Origin of the sequence: Paragemmobacter straminiformis, from assembly GCF_014243445.1 — a bacterium.
In the GTDB taxonomy this organism is placed as follows: Bacteria; Pseudomonadota; Alphaproteobacteria; order Rhodobacterales; family Rhodobacteraceae; genus Paragemmobacter; species Paragemmobacter straminiformis.
The window spans coordinates 202,507-220,742 of the sequence record NZ_JACLQD010000005.1; the positions used below are offsets into that span (position 1 = coordinate 202,507).

14 protein-coding genes are annotated in these 18,236 nt (G+C 67.4%); 10 read left to right on the top strand and 4 right to left on the bottom strand.

Going from position 1 to position 18,236, the window contains the following annotated elements; all coding sequences use genetic code 11:
- The 4 genes from H7F16_RS16575 (at position 1) to H7F16_RS16590 (ending at position 6,252) form a co-directional block, all read left to right on the top strand.
- Positions 1–2,397 (top strand): ligase-associated DNA damage response DEXH box helicase, encoded by a 2,397-nt coding sequence (locus H7F16_RS16575; RefSeq protein ID WP_185798742.1) that lies wholly within the window; start codon positions 1–3, stop codon positions 2,395–2,397.
- A gap of 304 nt (positions 2,398–2,701) precedes the next feature.
- Entirely contained in the window at positions 2,702–3,514 is an 813-nt protein-coding gene (locus H7F16_RS16580) for a TIGR00282 family metallophosphoesterase (RefSeq protein WP_185798743.1), read from the top strand.
- A complete protein-coding gene (locus H7F16_RS16585; RefSeq protein WP_241741494.1) occupies positions 3,511–4,431 on the top strand; it encodes a DMT family transporter in 921 nt (306 codons plus the stop codon). Before H7F16_RS16580 ends, H7F16_RS16585 begins: the two co-directional genes overlap by 4 nt.
- 42 nt (positions 4,432–4,473) lie before the next feature.
- Positions 4,474–6,252: an SLC13 family permease gene (locus H7F16_RS16590; RefSeq protein WP_185798744.1), complete on the top strand. Its 1,779-nt coding sequence runs from the start codon at positions 4,474–4,476 to the stop codon at positions 6,250–6,252.
- 241 nt (positions 6,253–6,493) lie between these two features.
- Here the strand turns inward: H7F16_RS16590 and H7F16_RS16595 are convergent, their stop codons facing one another.
- The gene (locus H7F16_RS16595; RefSeq protein WP_185798745.1) at positions 6,494–7,537 is read right to left on the bottom strand and encodes a LytTR family transcriptional regulator DNA-binding domain-containing protein; all 1,044 of its coding nucleotides are present in this window, start codon (positions 7,535–7,537) and stop codon (positions 6,494–6,496) included.
- Between the two features lie 185 nt (positions 7,538–7,722).
- Between H7F16_RS16595 and H7F16_RS16600 the strand changes: the two genes are divergently transcribed.
- On the top strand, positions 7,723–8,466 hold the full coding sequence (locus H7F16_RS16600) for a YebC/PmpR family DNA-binding transcriptional regulator (RefSeq protein WP_185798746.1): 744 nt from the start codon (positions 7,723–7,725) through the stop codon (positions 8,464–8,466).
- 114 nt (positions 8,467–8,580) lie between these two features.
- On the opposite strand, the gene H7F16_RS16605 is transcribed toward H7F16_RS16600, so the two are convergent.
- On the bottom strand, positions 8,581–9,087 hold the full coding sequence (locus tag H7F16_RS16605) for a response regulator (protein WP_185798747.1): 507 nt from the start codon (positions 9,085–9,087) through the stop codon (positions 8,581–8,583).
- A gap of 307 nt (positions 9,088–9,394) precedes the next feature.
- On the opposite strand from H7F16_RS16605, the gene H7F16_RS16610 reads away from it, so the two are divergent.
- The 5 genes from H7F16_RS16610 to H7F16_RS19725 all read left to right on the top strand — a co-directional run bounded on the left by H7F16_RS16610 (position 9,395) and on the right by H7F16_RS19725 (position 15,205).
- Positions 9,395–9,658, top strand: a complete 264-nt coding sequence (locus tag H7F16_RS16610; protein WP_241741496.1) for a hypothetical protein — start codon at positions 9,395–9,397, stop codon at positions 9,656–9,658.
- Positions 9,659–9,715: 57 nt separating this feature from the next.
- A complete protein-coding gene (locus H7F16_RS16615; RefSeq protein ID WP_185798748.1) occupies positions 9,716–10,267 on the top strand; it encodes a hypothetical protein in 552 nt (183 codons plus the stop codon).
- Complete coding sequence (locus tag H7F16_RS16620) at positions 10,267–10,881, top strand: LysE/ArgO family amino acid transporter (protein WP_185798749.1); 615 nt, start codon at positions 10,267–10,269, stop codon at positions 10,879–10,881. Before H7F16_RS16615 ends, H7F16_RS16620 begins: the two co-directional genes overlap by 1 nt.
- Positions 10,882–10,912: 31 nt before the next feature.
- A complete protein-coding gene (locus H7F16_RS16625) occupies positions 10,913–11,824 on the top strand; it encodes a DMT family transporter (RefSeq protein ID WP_241741497.1) in 912 nt (303 codons plus the stop codon).
- 129 nt (positions 11,825–11,953) lie between these two features.
- Complete coding sequence (locus H7F16_RS19725) at positions 11,954–15,205, top strand: calcium-binding protein (protein WP_185798750.1); 3,252 nt, start codon at positions 11,954–11,956, stop codon at positions 15,203–15,205.
- 4 nt (positions 15,206–15,209) lie between these two features.
- Here H7F16_RS19725 and H7F16_RS16635 read toward each other — a convergent pair whose 3' ends face one another.
- Both H7F16_RS16635 and H7F16_RS16640 read right to left on the bottom strand, forming a co-directional pair.
- Positions 15,210–16,514 carry a UDP-glucose dehydrogenase family protein gene (locus tag H7F16_RS16635; RefSeq protein ID WP_185798751.1) on the bottom strand — a complete coding sequence of 435 codons (1,305 nt, stop codon included), beginning with the start codon at positions 16,512–16,514 and terminating at the stop codon, positions 15,210–15,212.
- A gap of 253 nt (positions 16,515–16,767) precedes the next feature.
- Positions 16,768–18,177, bottom strand: coding sequence for a DUF2793 domain-containing protein (locus H7F16_RS16640; RefSeq protein WP_185798752.1), 1,410 nt, complete (start codon positions 18,175–18,177; stop codon positions 16,768–16,770).
- Between the last annotated feature and the right edge of the window lie 59 nt (positions 18,178–18,236).

Genomic DNA, 18,236 nt, shown 5'->3' on the forward strand with positions numbered 1-18,236 from the left:
ATGAGCCTGCTTCCCCCCCCGCTTGCCGACTGGATCGCCGCGCGTGGCTGGTCCTTGCATCCGCATCAGGAGGCGATGCTGCAACGGGCCGCTGCGCCCGCGACGCTGCTGATCGCGCCGACGGGGGGCGGCAAGACGCTGGCGGGGTTCTTGCCGACGCTGGCAGAGCTGGGCGCGCGGCCCGAGGCGGGGTTGCATACGATCTACATCTCGCCGCTCAAGGCGCTGGCCGCCGACATCCGGCGCAATTTGCGCACACCCGTCGAGGGGGCCGGACTCGCGATACGGATCGAGGACCGCACGGGGGATACAAGCTACACCCAGCGGCGGCGGCAGCGGGCCGATCCGCCGCATATCCTGCTGACCACGCCGGAAAGCCTTGGGCTGCTGCTGAGCTACGAGGATGCGCCGCGCCTTTTTGCCAAAGTGCAGCGGGTGGTGGTGGACGAGATCCACGCCTTGGCGGAATCGAAGCGCGGCGACCAGCTGATGCTGCTTCTGTCGCGCTTGCAGGCATTGGCGCCGGGGCTGCGGCGGGTGGGGCTTTCGGCCACGGTCGAGGACCCGCCGGCGCTGGCGCGGTTTCTTGCGCCGGGCGGCTGCGCGGTGCTGGTGGCCGATCCGGGGCCGGAGCCGGATATCGCCATGCTCGAGACCGACGCCCCGCCCCCCTGGAGTGGCGGCGGGGGGCGCTATGCCATTCCCGCGATCCTCGAGGAGGTGAGGCGGCATCGCACGACCTTGATCTTTCACAACACGAGGGCGCAGGCGGAGCTGTTCTTTCACGACCTGTGGTTGCAGAATTCCGATGATCTGCCGATTGGCATCCATCACGGCTCGCTCTCGCGCGAGCAGCGCGAAAGGGTGGAGGCGGCGATGGTGGCGGGGCAGTTGCGCGCCATCGTCTGCACCGGATCGCTTGATCTGGGGATCGACTGGGGGGATGTCGATCTGGTGGTTCAGGTCGGCGCGCCGAAGAATGTGAAGCGGCTGGTGCAGCGGATCGGGCGGGCGAACCACCGCTACAACGCGCCGTCAAAGGCGCTGCTGGTGCCTGCGAACCGGTTCGAGGTGGTGGAATGCCGCGCGGCGCTCGAGGCGGTGCGCGCGCATGATCTGGATGGCGAGCCGCGCGGGGCGGGGCCGCGCGATGTGCTGTGCCAGCATATCCTGCTGACGGCTGCGGCGGGGCCTTTCGACGCGGATGCGCTTTATGCCGAGGTGGTGACGGCCGGCCCCTATGCGGGGCTGGCGCGGGCAGAGTTCGACGCCTGTCTCGATTTCGTGGCCACGGGGGGCTATGCGCTGCGGGCCTATGACCGCTGGCAGCGGCTGATGCAGCGGGACGGCAAGTGGCAGTTGCGCGACCCGCGCAGCGCCGCGCCGATCAGGCAGAACCTTGGCACGATCATCGACACCGAAACCCTGAAGGTGCGGCTGCGCAACCGCATGGGCGGCACCCCGCTTGGCGAGGTCGAGGAGGATTTCGCGGCCACCCTGACGGCGGGGGATACCTTTCTGATCGGGGGGCAGGTCGTGCGCTTCGAGGGGTTGAAGGAGTTGACGGTCGAAGTGTCGCGCGCTGCGGGACGCACGCCGAAGGTGGCGGTCTACAACGGGACGAAATTCGCGACCTCGACCCTGCTGACGCAGCGGATCATGGCGATGTTCCAAAAGCCGGATTGGCCGGAATTGCCATTGCATACGGCCGAATGGCTTGCCTTGCAGCGTGAAGTCAGCCGATTGCCCGAACCGTCGCGGCTTCTGGTGGAAAGTTTCCCGCACGACGGGCGCGAGCATCTGGCGGTTTACGGCTTCGCCGGACGCAATGCCAATGCGACGCTTGGCCTGCTGGTGACCAAGCGGATGGAGGAGCAGGGGCTGGCGCCGCTGGGCTTTACCTGCACCGATTACGCCACGCTGATCTGGGGGCTGGAGCCGGTTCTGGACCCCGCGCCGCTGTTCGAGGTGGAAGCCCTGCGCGAAGGTCTGGAGACATGGCTTGCGGGCAATGCGGTGATGAAGCGGACCTTCCGCAACTCGGCCATCATCTCGGGGCTGATCGAGCGGAACAATCAGGGGCGGCGCAAGTCGGGGCGGCAGGCGACATTCTCGTCGGATATCCTGTATGACACGCTGCGGAAGTATGATCCGGGGCATCTGCTGTTGCAGATCACGCGCGAGGAGGCCGAGCGCGGTCTGGTCGATTTCGCGCGGATCGAGGAGATGCTGGCGCGGGTGCAGGGGCGGGTCGACTGTCTGCGCCTTGCGCGCGTGACGCCGCTTGCGGCGCCGCTCTTCCTCGAGCCGGGACGGATTCCGGTGCAGGGCGCGGGGCGCGACCGGCTGGTGCAGGATGCGGCGCGCGAGCTGATGCGGGCCGCGGGGCTGGAATAGGCAGGGCCTTGCGCCGTGGTGCCTGTTGCCCGGGGGGCTGTCTGCCCCCCGCGGCGCGTGCCGCGCCTCCCCCCGAGGATATTTGCACGAGTATGAAAGCGCTGCGTCCGGCTGCTTCCTCTTGCCGGAAATATCCTCGGGGGGTGAGGGGCGCGGAACGCGGCCCGAGGGGGGCAGACGGCCCCCCTTTGCGGCGCATGCGGCGGGCGCGGCGCGCAGGGCGGGGCGGGGTACGGGGCGGGAGACGGGGGAATATGTCGCAATCAGGCTTGCGGGGGTGGGGATGCGGGCCTATGGCGGGGGAATGCGTATTCTTTTCCTTGGCGATGTGATGGGGCGGAGCGGGCGTGCGGCGATTGCCGAGCGGCTGGCGGCGCTGCGTGCGGAATGGGGGCTCGATTTCGTCGTGGTGAACGGCGAGAACGCCTCGAGCGGGGCGGGGCTGACGCCCGAGCATGCGCGCGCGATTTTGCAGGCGGGTGCCGATTGCATCACGCTGGGGGATCATGCCTTTGACCAGAAGGACATGCTTTCCTTCATCGAGACCGAGCCGCGCATCGTGCGGCCGCTGAACTTTTCCAAGGTGGCGCCCGGCAAGGGATTTCGCATCTTCGATGCGACGCAGGGGCGCAAGGTGCTGGTGGCGCAGGTTCTGGGGCAGGTCTTCATGAAGCGGCCTTTCGATGACCCGTTCTCGGCCATCGAGACGGTGCTGAAGACCCATGCGCTGGGGGCTTCGGTGCAGGCGGCGGTCGTGGATGTCCATGCGGAGGCCACGAGCGAGAAGATGGCGATGGGCCATTGGTGCGACGGGCAGGCCTCGTTGGTGGTGGGCACGCATACGCATGTGCCTACGGGGGATGCGATGATCCTGAAGGGGGGCACCGCCTATCTGACCGATGCGGGCATGTGCGGGGATTACGACAGCGTCATCGGGATGGAGAAGATGGAGCCGCTGCGGCGCTTTATCACCGGCATGGCCAAGGCGCGCTTCGAGCCTGCGAACGGGCCTGCCACGCTGTCGGGTGTTTACGTCGAGACCGACGACCGCAGTGGCAAGGCGCTGAAGGTGCGGATGATCCGCGTCGGCGGGCGGCTGGAAGAGGCGCGGGTTTGACCGCGCTGGCAGCCGGGCCGCAGGGGCGGCAGCGGCGGCTTTACGTTGCGGCGCTTGTCACGCTGGGCCTTGGCTGGGGCATGACGCAGCCCTTGGGCAAGATCGCGACAAGTTCGGGGCACAAGCCCTTTGGCCTGATCTTCTGGCAGTTGGTCATCTGCATTCTGGTGCTGGGGACCCTGTCGGCGGTGCGGGGCAAGGGGCTGGTCTTTACCCGCGCCACGCTGAAGTTCTATGTGATCGTGGCGGTGATGGGCACCCTGGTGCCCAATGCCACCTTTTACCTGTCGGCCACGCGGCTTCCGGCGGGGATCATGTCGATGATCATCTCGGCGGTGCCGATGCTGGCCTTTCCGATGGCGCTGGCCCTGCGGATGGAGCGCTTCTCGGCGCGGCGCCTGCTGGGTCTGCTGCTCGGGCTTGCCGCAGTCGGGCTGATCGCCGCGCCGGGGGCGGTGTTGCCCGACCCTGCCTTGGCGGTGTTCCTGCCCGTAGCGCTGGTCGGGCCGCTGTTCTATGCGATGGAGGCGACCTATGTCGCGCGCAACGGCACCGAGGGCATGGATGCGGTGCAGGCCATGCTGGGGGCGTCGGTCGTGGGGCTGGTGATCTGCGCGCCGATCACGCTGGGCTCGGGGCAGTTCTTCGACCCGTTCGCCGGTTTCGGGCGGGCAGAGGCGGCTTTGGTGGGGTCATCGGCGATCCATGCGCTGATGTATGCCGGTTACGTCTGGCTTGCGTCGCGGGCCGGATCGGTCTTTGCCGCACAATGTTCCTATATCGTGACCGGAGCAGGAATTTTCTGGGCGATGGCGCTGCTGGGAGAAAGATTTCCTCCTTTTATATGGCTTGCCGTTGTTCTTCTTCTCTCGGGTGTGGCATTGGTCAGCCCGCGCGGGGCGGCGAAGTCGGGCTGATCGAGGCCCGCCGCCGCGCCTTGCCGGGCAGGTGGAGGCAGGATGCTGGGGTTCGGGATAGCGGCGGAATGGCAGCCCTTTGTGGCGCTGGGCATCCTGTTCGTCATGTTCGTGCTGTTTCTGCGCGAGACCTATCCGGTCGAGGTGACGGCCATCGGCGGGGCGGCGGTGATGCTGCTGACGGGGCTTTTGCCGGTCAAGGACGGGATAGCGGTGCTGTCGAATGCCGCGCCCTGGACCATCGCGCTGATGTTTCTGGTGATGGGCGGGCTGGTGCGCACGGGGGCCGTGGAAATGGTCATCCGCACCGCCGAGCGGCATGTCGGCAACCGGCCCAAGCTGACCATCGTGGTGCTGTTCGCCTTTATCGCCGTGGCTTCGGCCTTCATGAACAACACGCCCCTTGTCGCGGTGATGATCCCGGTGGTGATGCAGATCGCCGTGCGGCTGGGGTCGGCGCCGTCGAAGCTGCTGATACCCCTGAGCTATATGACCGTTCTGGGCGGGATGATTACGCTGATCGGCACGTCGACCAACCTGCTGGTCGACGGGGTGGCGGCCAAGGCGGGGCTGGCGCATTTCTCGATTTTCGAGATCGCGCCGCTGGGTATCGCGCTGACGCTGGCGGGCGGGGCCTTTCTGGGCTTGACGGCGCGCAAGCTGTTGCCGGTGCGCCAGTCGATGGGCACGCTGCTGAACGACCGCCGCAAGATGAAGTATTTCACCGAAGTCGCCATTCCCGAGGACAGCCCGCTGATCGGGCAGGCGGTGCTGGCGGTCGATCTGTTCAAGCGCGACGGGGTGCGGCTGATCGATGTGCTGCGGGGCGATGCCTCGCTTCGGCGCGAGCTGGCGCCCGTTGTGTTGCAGGCCGGTGACCGCGTGGTGCTGCGGACCGAGATGACGGAACTGCTGGGATTGCAGCAGCGCAAGGACCTGCATCTGGTGGACAAGCTGTCCTCGACGCGGACCGAGACGGTGGAGGTTCTGATCTCGCCGGGGTGCCGGATGGAGGGGCGGCGTCTGGGCGAGTTGCGCCTGCGGCGGCGCTACGGGGTCTATGTGCTGGCGGCGCACCGGCGCAACCAGAACATCGGGCGGCAGCTTGACGATCTGGTCGTGCGGGTGGGCGACACCTTGCTGCTGGAGGGGGCTATCGAGGATATCCAGCGGCTGGCGGCGGATATGGACCTTGTCGATATCAGCCGGCCGTCGATCAAGCCGTTCCGGCGGGCAAAGGCCCCCATCGCCATCGGGGCGCTGCTTCTGGTGGTGGTGCTGTCGGCGCTGGACGTGGCGCCGATCATCGCGCTGGCGCTTGTGGCGGTGTCGCTGATTCTGGTCACGCGCTGCGTCGATGCGGAAGAGGCGTTCAGCTTCGTCGACGGGCGCCTGCTTGCGATGATCTTCGCCATGCTGGCTGTGGGCGAGGCGCTGGACCAGTCGGGGGCGGTGCGGATGATCGTCGATCAGGCCGCGCCCTACATGGCGGGGCTGTCGCCGTTCTGGCTGATCCTGTGCGTCTATTTCCTTGGTCTTGTCCTGACGGAATTCCTGTCGAACAATGCGGTGGCGGTGATCTATACGCCCATCGCCATCGAGTTGGCGCATAACCTCGGCATCGACCCGCGCCCGCTGGTGGTGGCGGTGATGTTCTCGGCCTCGGTCGCATTTGCGACGCCGGTGGGGTATCAGACGAATATGATGGTCTACGGGCCGGGTGGGTATAAGTTCTCGGATTACATGCGGGTGGGGATACCGCTCAACATCATCACGGGGTTGCTGGCTTCGGCCCTGATCCCGTTGATCTGGCCGCTTTGAAAGGGTTCGCCATGCGTCGTTCGGTTTTGTTGCTGGGGTTGTTGGCGGGATGCGCGGCAGCGGGCGGGGCTGCGGTGCCGCAAGCGGCGCGCCTGTCGGGCGAGACGTTGACGCTGAGCCTGTCGGACGGGTCGGTTTGCCGCGCGCCGTGGAAGGCCGAGGGCGGGGCGGGGCGGCTGGAGGGTTGCGGGGCGGGCTATGACTACCGCGTGACCGAGGTGGCCAAGCCCAACCTGCTGCGTCAGCTTTTCGTCGGCGTGACCGATGCGCTCGGGGCCGAGGGTGCGGTGCCGCCGATGGCCGAGGTCGTGGTGACGGGCGCGGGCCGCGACTGGCGCTTCGTATCGCCCCCGCCGGTCGACTGATCGCGGCGGCGGCGCGGCGGGGCGGGAAACTGCGCCAGCCAGTCGCGCACCTCGTCGGTGCGCGAGGAGGCCACGCGGACGGTTTCGCCGTCGCGCAGGGACAGGGTGATGCTGCGCCCTTGGCGGCTGGCACTGGCCACCATGCGTGTTGCGACCCATTCCGAGCGGTGGACCAGACAGCCCATGCCCTGGGGCAATTGCTCGACAAGGCTCGACAATGGGCCGGGCAAGAGGCGGGTGCCGGACCCGGTGAAGAGTTGCACGTAATTGCCCTGCGCGCTGAGGCGCAGCACCGTATCCGCCGGAACGCTGACCGGGCCAGAGACAAGGGTGGCGGCGGGGGCGGCGGGCGCGGGGAGGCTGTCGCCCGCGTCAAGCGGTTCGGTGCGGATGTCGCGCAGGATGCGGTCGGCCAAGGGGCGCAGGCCGAAGTGGAAATACCCCTCTCCCAGCAGCTGGAACGCAAGCACGATGGCCAGCGCAAAGCCGGCGGACGGGTAGGGTATGCCGAGAAGGTGCCGCAGGAGCAGGGCCTCGGTTCCTTGCGCGACAAGGATGCAGATCAGCAGCGGCAGCGACAGGTGGACCCTGACCGCGCCCCTTTTCGCGCCCTTCCGCGGGCCGAACCGCGCGGCGAGGTGCAGGGTCAGGATCGCGGCGGCAAGGCCTGCCGAGACACCGAGGAAGGTGATGGGAATGCGCAGGTTGGTCGTCGCCTCGACCGAACCGTGGGGCAGGCGCGCGAAGCCGATCAGCAGATCGAGGCCCGCGACCACCAGATAGAAGCCCATGACATAGGGATGCCGCAGGACGAGGGTGATTTCCTGTGTCCCGATCTCGCGTTGCCAGCCGCCGAGGAAGGCGAGGCACAGCCTGCGGCCCGTGGCCGGTCTGGAGGTTTCGGGGATCGGCGGGGGCACTGGCAATATACGCTCGATTCAAAAGACAGGCTCTTGGCTTGTAGATAGGGCAGGCGTGCGGCGCTGACCATGCTTCGTTTGGATAGGTCGGTGCGGCGGACGGTCGGGTGGGGCGGGGTTGCCCATTCCACCCTGCTTTGTATATACGGGCGCATTACCCAAGCAGGGATACCGGAGTACGGGTCATGGCAGGCCATTCTAAGTGGGCGAACATCCAGCATCGCAAGGGCAAGCAGGACAAGCTGCGCTCGAAGATGTTCTCGAAACTGGCGAAGGAAATCACCGTCGCCGCCAAGATGGGCGACCCCGATCCGGACAAGAACCCGCGTCTGCGTCTGGCCGTCAAGGCGGCGAAGGCCGTTTCGATGCCCAAGGACGTGATCGACCGCGCGATCAAGAAATCGGTGGGCGGCGATGCGGCGGATTACACCGAAATCCGCTATGAGGGCTATGGCGCCAACGGAATCGCGATCATCGTCGAGGCGATGACCGACAACCTGAACCGGACCGCTTCGAACGTGCGGTCGTATTTCACCAAATGCGGCGGCAACATGGGGCAGACCGGATCGGTCAGCCATTCCTTCGACCGCGTGGGCGAAATCTCGTATCCCGCAAGCGCGGGCGATGCCGATACGGTCATGATGGCGGCGCTGGATGCCGGCGCGGACGATGTGGAATCGGACGAGGACGGGCATTGGATCTATTGCTCGGTCGAGGCGCTGTCGGATGTGTCGGACGCGCTTGAGAAGGCGTTGGGCGAATCGACCGAATCCAAGCTGGTCTGGCGGCCGCAGACGCTGACCGAGGTAGACCTTGATACGGCGCAAAAGCTGATGCGGCTGATCGACATGCTGGAAGAGGATGACGATGTGCAGACCGTGACGCACAACTTCGACATCCCCGAGGATGTTGCCGCGCAATTGGGCTGACCGCCCTGTCCGGACGGATAGGAAGGCCCCCGCCGATGGCGGGGGCCTTTTGTCGTTTCGAGAATGCTTGCCGGAAAAAACGGCCCCCTTTCGGGGGCCGCAGGCTTCGGAGGATCAGGGGATCGCACCGAGGAGACGCGGGGGCGGACGCTGGCTGTCGCGCGAGGCGAGCCAGTGGGCATGGTTGTCGCAGGCCTGGGCTGCGCCCTTTGCCAGTCGCGCATGGGTGAGCGGCTTCTTCAGGGTCGCATCGCAAAAGGCCATGCGTTCGGTGGTGAGATCGTCTTGCGCGACGCGCGAGGACGCCATCAGGACCGGAAGCTCTGGCGCGTAGCGGCGCAGGCGCTGGCCGAAATCGATGACATCGCCGGGATCGCCGAGGTGGTCGGCATCGACGAGGGCGATGTCGAAGCCGGTGGCATATTGGTCAAGCCATTCAAGCGGCAGGTGGCGTTCGCCCACATGCACCGGCGACGCGCCGAGGCGGTCGAGCCATGTGTGGATTGCGGGCGCATCTGCCCCGTCGCGCCCGACGATCAGCACGCGCGGCGCGGCACCACCGGCGGCAGAGGCAACGACAGAAAGGTGGGAAGCGGTGCGGTGCGGCATCTGGTGACTCATGGGCGGGGCCGGAACGCGAACAGGAACGACGCCGATGCCGGTGATGAGGCGTAAGTGCATCGGTGCCGCTGGTTCTGACGTGTTGGGATGACACGCGCGTTCCGGCATGCTTGATGATGCGGCAGACTGACCTATTGTCAATATGATAATTGTAATGGTGACAGGCCTATGTCGGGTTCCGTTGCGCTTGATGCAGAATTGGCATATCATATGGTATACCGGCAGGGGATTGTCCGTGCCGAACGATGCGATGGTGCCTGTTTTGAATATCAAGAGCGTATCTCAACTGCGGGCACTGCTGCTCGAAATGGAAACGACGCTGGGTCTGGTCGAATTGAGCCCGAACGAGCGGGATGTGCTTTACGCGATCAACGAAGTGGCGGCGGGAATGGCCAAGGCGGCGCGGTCGGATGCGATCCGCGCGCATCCGCTGGCAGCGGCGATCCCGCAGGCGACCTACCACCGCGCGTTGAAAAGCCTTGTGCAGCGCGGGCTTGTGAAGCATGCACCCGATACGAAGGCCGGAGCCTATATCGTGACGGGTGCCGTCGGTGGTGCCGGTCAGGGATAGGGCCGATCTGATAATTCTTGCTCTTTGGGGGCCATTTTGGAAAAGCGCGCCTATGCCGTGCCGGCACTTCACTTTCTTGTCGGCTCGGCGCTTGTATTCGGCTCGTACGGTCTGAAGGACCTGATCGACGGGCTGATTCATCCGAAAGTGCTTATCGATTTTTTCGGTGCCATCTCGATCGTCTATCTGCCGCATGGGGTGCTGGTTCTGCTGGCCTGGTTCTACGGCTGGCTTGCGGTGCCGATCGTGCTGCCCGCGACGGTGCTGTCTGTCTGGCTGTTGCGCGGGGCCGACGGGTTGGGCGCGATGATGTTCCTTTTGGTGACGATCAAGACGGTTGCGGCACCGCTGACATTCGATCTGTTCCGTCTGGCGGGGATCGATGCGCGCGGGCCGGGGGAGGCGCTGAACTGGAAGGTGCTGTTCCTGATCGGGCTGGTGCAATCGGTGATCAGCAATCAGGCGCGGTTCTGGCTGGGCTGTTGCGGCGAGCTGACGTCGGACGAGTTGATGGTCGCGTTTTCGGGCAGTGTGCTTGGTGACATGATCGGGCTTTTGGCGGTGATGCTGGGGGCGATGTTTTTCTTCAGGGCACTGCGGCAGGGATAATGTTCCATCAAGATGTGCAGGCCGCCCTCGCCGGGTATCTGGTGGGGTTGAGCCTTATTCTGGCGATCGGGGCGCAGAACGCCTTTGTGTTGCGGCAGGGGTTGCGGCGCGAGCATGTGGGGGCTGTCGTGGCCGCCTGTGCCGGATCGGACGCGCTGCTGATCCTTGCCGGTGTCGGAGGCTTCGGCGCGGTGTCGGGGGCGGTGCCGTGGCTGGCCGAGGCGATGCGCTGGGCCGGTGTGGCCTTTCTGACGGTTTACGGGGCCTTGCGGTTCCGCGCGGCCTTGCGGGGCGGCGAGGCGCTGATGCCTGCGGCGGGCGAGAAGGCAAGCCTTGGCGCGGTGCTGGGCACCTGTCTGTTCCTGACCTGGGCCAATCCGCATGTCTATCTGGATACCGTTGTGCTGGTGGGGTCGATCTCGGCGCAATATGCGCCTGCGGGATGGGCCTTTGGCATCGGGGCGGCGGGGGCGTCGCTGTCGTTCTTTGCGGCACTTGGCTATGGCGCGCGCCTGCTTGCGCCGCTGTTCGCAAGGCCGCGGGCGTGGGTCGTCCTCGAGGTGGTGGTGGGGGTGACGATGTGGGCCATCGCCCTGGGGCTGGTGGTCGCTTGAACCTGGCGCGGGGACAGGGTTTGGTGGCGGGATGAAAGCCTTTGCTCCGACCGATCTGGGACGCCCCGTCGAGGCGGTTCTGTGGATGCTGGCGACAGGGCTTTGCTTTGTCGGCGTCACGGGGGTCGTGCGGCATCTGGGCACCGGGATTCCGGCCGCGCAATCGGCCTTTCTGCGGTTCGGCTGGGGGGTGCTGTTCCTGTTGCCGACCCTGCTGCCGATGGTGCGCGCGGGGTTTCCGGCGGGGTCGCTGAAACTGTTCGGGGTGCGCGGGCTGTTCCATACGGCGGCGGTGGTGTGCTGGTTCTATGCGATGGCGCGCATTCCTGTCGCGGAGGTGACGGCCATCGGCTACCTGAACCCCGTTCTGCTGACAGTCGGGGCGGCGATGATCTTTGGCGAGAAGCTGGCATTGCGGCGGGTTCTGGCGGTCTGTGTCGCCCTGATCGGGGCGCTGATCGTGCTGCGGCCCGGATTGCGCGAGGTGACGGGGGGGCATTTGGCGCAGCTTGCGGCGGCGACCTTCTTTGCGGGAAGTTACCTGATCGCGAAACGGCTGAGCCAGATCGTCTCGGCGGGGACCATCGTGGCGATGATGTCGCTTTCGGTGACGGTGCTGCTGGCGCCCTTTGCGTGGTGGGTCTGGGTTCCGGTGGACTGGGTGCAGCTGTTGTGGCTGGCGCTGGTCGCGGCCTTTGCCACGGGCGGGCATTACTGCATGACGCGGGCCTTCGGGGCGGCCCCCCTTGCGGTGACGCAGCCGGTGACGTTCCTGCAACTTGTCTGGGCCACGCTGCTGGGGGCGCTGGTCTTTGGCGAAGGGGTGGACCCGATGGTGCTGCTGGGCGGGGCGGTAATCATCGGCGCGATCAGCTACATCACCTGGCGCGAGGCGGTGCTGAAACGCGCGGGCGTCACCCCGGCCGAGGCCGAAACCATCTGACACGTGGCGCAAATGGGGCGCGCTGCGCCAAGGCGCGGCAAGGGCCGCGATTTCGCCATGCTTGCGAAACAAGGGCTTAACCCTGTCACGACACCCTGATCGGGCCTACGGGCAAGGGGTGTGTGCGATATGGAATTCACGAGGGTCGGGGTCGTCTCCGGCGCACGTTTCGGCGTGCCGCTGGCACAAGCCTCGCTTGTGCCGGAACAGGGTGGGGCGGGGGTGCGGGTGTTCAACCCCGTCGCCGCCGAGACCGTGCGTCTTGGTCTGTCGGTGTCGGGGCTGGCGGGTGTGACAGGGTTCACGAGCCACGGCACCGCGCGGGTGGCCGTGACGGTGGGCGGCGTTTCGGGAAGCCTTGCGACCGATCTGGTCGCATCGGCCAAGCTGGCGGCGGGCGTGGCGTTGACGGGGTATCTGACCCCGACGCCGGTGGCATCGCAGGCGGTCGAGGTGATGGCGGTTTCGGCGGGCGGTGTGGACTATCTGGTCGCCACGCGCCCCGCGGGAACCGGGATCGAGGTGTTCCGCATCGGCGCGGACCAGAGCCTGACCCGCGTGGCGGGTTTTGCCGATACGGCCGAAACCTCTGTTGCCGCTGTCTCGGCCCTTGCCTTTGCCCAAGCGGGTGGTGTGGCGCTGGTCTTTGCCGGATCGGCTTCCGAGAACGGGGTGAGCGCCTTTGCGCTGGATGCCGAGGGGGGGCTGGTTCCGGTTGCCACGGCGGGGGCGGCGCAGGGCGTGCCGATGCAGGGGGTGAGCTGTCTGAAGGTCGTCGAGAGCGGCGGCACAAGCTGGCTGGTCGCAGGGGCGGCGGGATCGTCGAGCCTGACGGTGTTCCGGCTGGAGGCGGGCGGCAGGATGGTGCCAGTCGATCATGTGGTGGACGATCTGGGCACGCGTTTCGCCGGAGTCGTCGCGCTGGATGCGGTGGCTGTCGGCGGGCGGGTCTTTGTGGTCGCTGCGGGGGCGGATGACGGCATCAGCCTGCTGACGCTGCTGCCGGATGGCAGGCTGGTGCATCTGGCGAGTCTGGCCGACAGCCTGACGACGGGCTTGGCGAATATCTCGGACCTGCGGTTGTCGCTGGTGGGCGGGGTGTTGCAGGTGCTGGTCCTGTCGGGGGCCGAGGCGGGGTTGACGCAGCTGTCGGTCGATCTGCGGAACCTTGGCGCGGTGGGCGAGGCGGGAACCGCGGGCGATGATCTTTTGACCGCGCCCGCAGGTGGCGCCGCTTTGGCGGGCGGGGCGGGGCGCGACATTCTGCTCGATGGCGCGGGAAGCGACACCTTGGGCGGGGGCGCGGGGGCGGATGTCTTTGTGCTGGCCGCCGATGGCACGCGCGACGTGATCACGGATTTCGACATTGCGCAGGACCGGATCGACCTGACGCGGTGGTCGTTCTTTCGCAATGCGGGACAATTGACCATCACCGCGACGGCGACGGGGGCGGTGCTGCGCTTTGGCGAGGAGGAGCTTGAGCTGCGCAGCATCGACGGTCGGGCGCTGGCCGTGACGGCGCTGCGCGGGCTGGACTACGGGGCGATGACACGGCTTGAGCCTGTGACGCAAGTCACCCTGCCCCCGCCCGAGCCGCTGACCCTTTCGGGAAGTGCCGCCAATGACACGCTGTCGGGCACGGCCCTTGCCGAGGTGCTGACGGGGTTGGCGGGGGATGACCTGCTGGTCGGGGGCGGGGGGGCCGATACGCTTTACGGCGGGGCCGGGCTGGATTGGGCCAGCTATGCGGGGCTGGATACGGCGCTGCGGATCGACCTGCGGGCCTGGGCCGAGGGGTCGCCAGAGGTGGCGGATGATGTGGTCGAGGGGGTCGAGGGGTTCATCGGCACCGGTCTGGGCGATGCGATGACGGGCGGGGCGGGATATGCGCGCTTCGACGGCGGAGCGGGAGAGGATACGCTGGCTGCCGGTGCGGGTGGTGGCGCGCTTTGGGGGGGCGAGGGGGCCGACAGCCTGACGGGCGGAGGTGCGGCGGATGCGGCCTATGGCGGCGCGGGGGATGACGCCGCGCTGGGTGGCGAGGGGGCCGACACGCTGGAGGGCGGCGCGGGAAACGACCGTCTTGCAGGCGGGGCTGGCGCAGACCGGATCGTCGGGGGCGAGGGGGATGATCGGCTGGACGGGGGCGACGGGGTGGATGTCCTGCTTGACGGGGCGGGAAACGACACGGTCTTTGGCGGCGCGGGGAACGAGACCGTCACCGCCACGGCGGGGAATGACTGGCTATACGGGGACGAGGGCAATGACACGCTGGACGGCGGGATCGGCAATGACCGTCTGTTCGGGGGGCCGGGGGCCGACCGGCTTGTCGGCGGCGCGGGCGACGACTGGTTCGAGGGCGGCGAGGGGGTGGACCTGTTCTCGGACGGGGCGGGCGACGATACGATCTATGGCGGGGTCGGAAACGAAAGCGTCACGGCAACGGTGGGCAACGACGGGCTATACGGCGAGGAGGGCAACGACACGCTGGACGGCGGGATCGGCAACGACAGGCTGTCGGGTGGAACCGGCGCGGACTGGCTGATCGGCGGCGAGGGGGACGACTGGCTTGACGGGGGCGAAGGGGTGGACCGTTTCTCGGACGGGGCGGGGAACGACACGGTTCTGGGCGGTGCGGGGAACGAGAGCATTGCCGCGACGGCGGGAAATGACTCTGTCTCGGGCGGAGAGGGCGACGACACGGTTTCGGGCGGCGAGGGGGACGACAGGCTGTCCGGCGATGACGGACGGGACATTCTGGACGCGGGCAACGGCAATGACGGGCTGGAAGGCGGGTCGGGCAACGACCTTTTGTCGGGGGGCATGGGCGACGACAGCCTGTGGGGCGACGCGGGCAACGACATTCTGGGCGGCTTTGGAGGCAACGACCGGCTGGACGGGGGCGCGGGGGACGATGTGCTGAACGCCGGTGCGGGCGACGATGTGCTGACGGGCGGGTCGGGCAATGACCGGCTGAGCGCAAGCACGGGGCGCGACACGCTGGCGGGAGGCGAGGGCGACGATCTGCTTTACGGCCTGTTCGGGGACGATGTGCTTGACGGTGGCGCGGGCAGCGACCGGCTGGACGGCGGGCGCGGCAAGGACCGGATGACGGGGGGCACGGGGGCGGATCTGTTCCAGTTCACCAGCTATCTGCGCGGCGAGGTGGATGTGATCACCGATTTCGAGGACGGGATCGACCGTTTGCGGTTGACGGGTCTTGGCGGCGGCACGGATGCGGCGCGGTTTCGCGGGCTGGTGATCCGCGATGTGACGATCGACGGGGTCGACTATGCGCAGATCAGCCGCGGCGGCCATCTGATCTGGCTGGAAGGTGTCGATGCCGCCGACCTGACCGCATCGGATTTCCTGTTCGTCTAGGCCCCTAGCGGCCGACTCCGGCATAGGCGGTGAAGCCCGCGGCGGCGACGTCGTCGCGGTTGTAGATGTTGCGCAGGTCGGCCATGCGCGGGGTCGCCATCTTGCCGGCGAGTTTCGCAAGGTCGAGGGCGCGGAATTCGTTCCACTCGGTCAGGATGACCACGATGTCGGCCCCTTGGGACGCCTGATAGGCGTTTTCGCACCATGTCACGCCGGGGAGAAGGGCCTCGCCCTCGCGCTGGCCTTCGGGGTCGGTGACGCGGACGCGCGCGCCGTTGCCGACAAGAGCGGGCACGATGGTAAGCGAGGGGGCGTCGCGCATGTCGTCGGTGTTGGGTTTGAAGGTGACGCCGAGGATGGCGACGGTCTTGCCGTTGACCGTGCCGCCGCAGAGGTCGACGATCTTTTCGACCATGCGGGCTTTGACCTCTTCGTTGACGCGGATCACGGTTTCGGTGATCTGCATGGGAACGGCGTGGTCCTGCCCGATGCGGGCGAGTGCCTTGGTGTCCTTGGGAAAGCACGATCCGCCATAGCCGGGGCCTGCGTGCAGGAACTTGTTGCCGATGCGGCCATCGAGGCCGATGCCCTTGGACACGGCCTTGATGTCGGCCCCGACGCGTTCGCACAGGGCGGCGATCTCGTTGATGAAGGTGATCTTCGTCGCGAGGAAGGCATTGGCGGCGTATTTGATCATCTCGGCCGACTCGAGGCCGGTGAAGACGATGGGAAATTCGCGCAGGAAGAGCGGGCGGTAGATGTCGGACATGACCTTTTTCGCGCGGTCGCTTTCGACGCCGACGACCACGCGGTCGGGGCGCATGAAATCGTCGATGGCCGCCCCTTCGCGCAGGAATTCGGGGTTCGAGGCCACATCGAAGGTGGCGGCGGGGTTGGCGGCGGCGACGGCCTCGGCCACCTTGCGGTTGGTGCCGACGGGGACGGTGGATTTGGTGACGACCACGGCGTAGCCGGTGAGTGCTGCGCCGATCTCGGCGGCGGCGGCCATGACATAGGTCAGGTCGGCATGGCCGTCACCGCGCCGTGTGGGCGTGCCCACGGCGATGAATACGGCATCGGCGCCCGCGACGGCTTCGGCCAGATCGAGGGTGAAGGACAGGCGGCCTGCGGCCACGTTCTTGGCCATGAGGTCCTGAAGGCCGGGTTCGAAGATCGGCACCTCGCCCGCGCGGAGGCGGTCGATCTTGCCGGGGTCCTTGTCGACGCAGATGACGTCATGACCGAAGTCCGAGAAGCAGACACCCGAAACGAGGCCGACATAGCCTGTTCCGATCATTGCGATTTTCATGGGGATTCACCAAGCGCCAGAGATTGGCCTTGGTGTAAGGGCAAGGTCGCCCCGCTGTCAAACGGGGCGAGGCGCAAATGCCGCCCCGAGGCGCAATCGCGGTGCCGGGCGCAGGATTTGGGCGGATTGCCGAGGATTGCCGACAATTCGCGCGCCCCTGTCATGCACCCGTGCCATGCGGGCACAGGAACAGGACACCGGAAAGGGGACGCCGGAAAGGGGACGCCGGAGCGGCGGACGGGCAAGGGAGCCGTCACGCCCATCGGCCGACCGCCATGACATGGGCGTTCACCGAGGACGGCAGGCTGATCGCCGCACAACCGCGCAACGAGGCTGCGGTCGCCGTGGGGGTCGATGCCGTGAGCCATGCGCTGGTGCTGGCCGTAAGGCCCGAGACGACCGGCACGACCGCGAAGGGCGCGGGGAAGGTCCATGTGATCGCGGCAGAGCCCTGAAACAGGCTGCCGACGGCCGTGTTCAGCGCGCCGAGGGCGAGGATATGGGTGCAGATCTGGGTGCCGTCGGCGAAGCGGACGAATTCGCCTTGGGTGCCGGTGCCGCGCTGGATCACCGAGCCGGTCGGAAGGCCCGAGGTCATGGCGACGGTTCCGGTGAGCGGGATTGCGCGGGACCATGCGCTCCACCCCGCGCCGGTATTGCGGCGGGTCCATTCGGTGGCGGTGTCCGATTGCAGCCAGCGTTGCAGGATGGTGCCGGCGTCGGGGCGCTGCACGGTCAGCAGGCCGTTGCGCAGCGCCGCGTTCGAGGCGGCGGGGGGCCATGTGCCGGTGGTCAGGGTGTCGGCGGTGCGCCAGTCGCCCGCAAGCGTGCCGGTCGCGTCGAGGCTGGGCAAGAGCGGCGCGGCCGCAGCGCCGAGGCCGAAGGCGCCCGTCGTCAGCAGGCGGCCTGCCGTTCCGTCCTGTGGGGTCGCCTGAAGGGCCGTGCCGGTGACGGGGCCGCCAAGGGTGACCGGACCTGCGAGGATGACCGGGCCTGCGAGCGTGGCCTCGCCCGCAACGGTCATTCCCTGCGGCAAAGAGGGGCGGCCCGTCGCGTCGACCGTCAGCGCGGTGGTAAAGGTGGATCCGTCGGGGCTGACCTTGACCGAAAGCTCGTTCGATCCGGCAAGCCCGATTTCGGCACGCCCCGAATAGCCGCTTTGCCACAGGATCGAGGCGGTGTCGGCAGCCGTGGCCTTGTTCAGCACCATGCGGTGGTCGGTCCCCGCATGGGTGAAGAGGCTGGCCGGAGAGACCACGGCCAGACGGTTGGTGGCATCGGGCGTGGTTCCGATGCCAAGGCGGGGCGTGGTTTCGCTGGCGGTGTCGGCGACATCCCAGATACCGCCCCTGCGGACGAGGGTGATGTTCTCGTCGGTGACGCGGGCGGTCCAGCCGTCGCGCGGTTGGAGGAAAACCCAGATGCCGCCCCAGAAGGCCGCGATGCGACCCGCCTGACCGGACCATGCGCCCGTGGGGCTTGCCGCGACGATGTAGCGGTCGCCTTCGGCAGGTGTGGCGGGCGGGGCGGCAAGGTCGCGGTCGAGGACGGCGAGTTGCACGAGGATGTCGAGCAGGCGCAACGCCTCGTTATGGGTGACGTGTTTCTGGGCCTGCGCGGGCAGGATCAGGGGTAGGCCAAGGATCGGGGTATCGTCGGGCATCGCCGCCTCTCGCTGCTGTGTGGGTTCGGGGCAGGGTAGGGGGCTTTGGTCAGCGCGGG

Coding starts and splice junctions, on each gene's coding strand:
- H7F16_RS16635 (WP_185798751.1), bottom strand. CDS start 16,514: ATGAAAATCGCAATGATCGGAACAGGCTATGTCGGCCTCGTTTCGGGT.
- H7F16_RS16620 (WP_185798749.1), top strand. CDS start 10,267: ATGTTCCATCAAGATGTGCAGGCCGCCCTCGCCGGGTATCTGGTGGGG.
- H7F16_RS16640 (WP_185798752.1), bottom strand. CDS start 18,177: ATGCCCGACGATACCCCGATCCTTGGCCTACCCCTGATCCTGCCCGCG.
- H7F16_RS16575 (WP_185798742.1), top strand. CDS start 1: ATGAGCCTGCTTCCCCCCCCGCTTGCCGACTGGATCGCCGCGCGTGGC.
- H7F16_RS16600 (WP_185798746.1), top strand. CDS start 7,723: ATGGCAGGCCATTCTAAGTGGGCGAACATCCAGCATCGCAAGGGCAAG.
- H7F16_RS19725 (WP_185798750.1), top strand. CDS start 11,954: ATGGAATTCACGAGGGTCGGGGTCGTCTCCGGCGCACGTTTCGGCGTG.
- H7F16_RS16610 (WP_241741496.1), top strand. CDS start 9,395: ATGGAAACGACGCTGGGTCTGGTCGAATTGAGCCCGAACGAGCGGGAT.
- H7F16_RS16580 (WP_185798743.1), top strand. CDS start 2,702: ATGCGTATTCTTTTCCTTGGCGATGTGATGGGGCGGAGCGGGCGTGCG.
- H7F16_RS16590 (WP_185798744.1), top strand. CDS start 4,474: ATGCTGGGGTTCGGGATAGCGGCGGAATGGCAGCCCTTTGTGGCGCTG.
- H7F16_RS16605 (WP_185798747.1), bottom strand. CDS start 9,087: ATGAGTCACCAGATGCCGCACCGCACCGCTTCCCACCTTTCTGTCGTT.
- H7F16_RS16625 (WP_241741497.1), top strand. CDS start 10,913: ATGAAAGCCTTTGCTCCGACCGATCTGGGACGCCCCGTCGAGGCGGTT.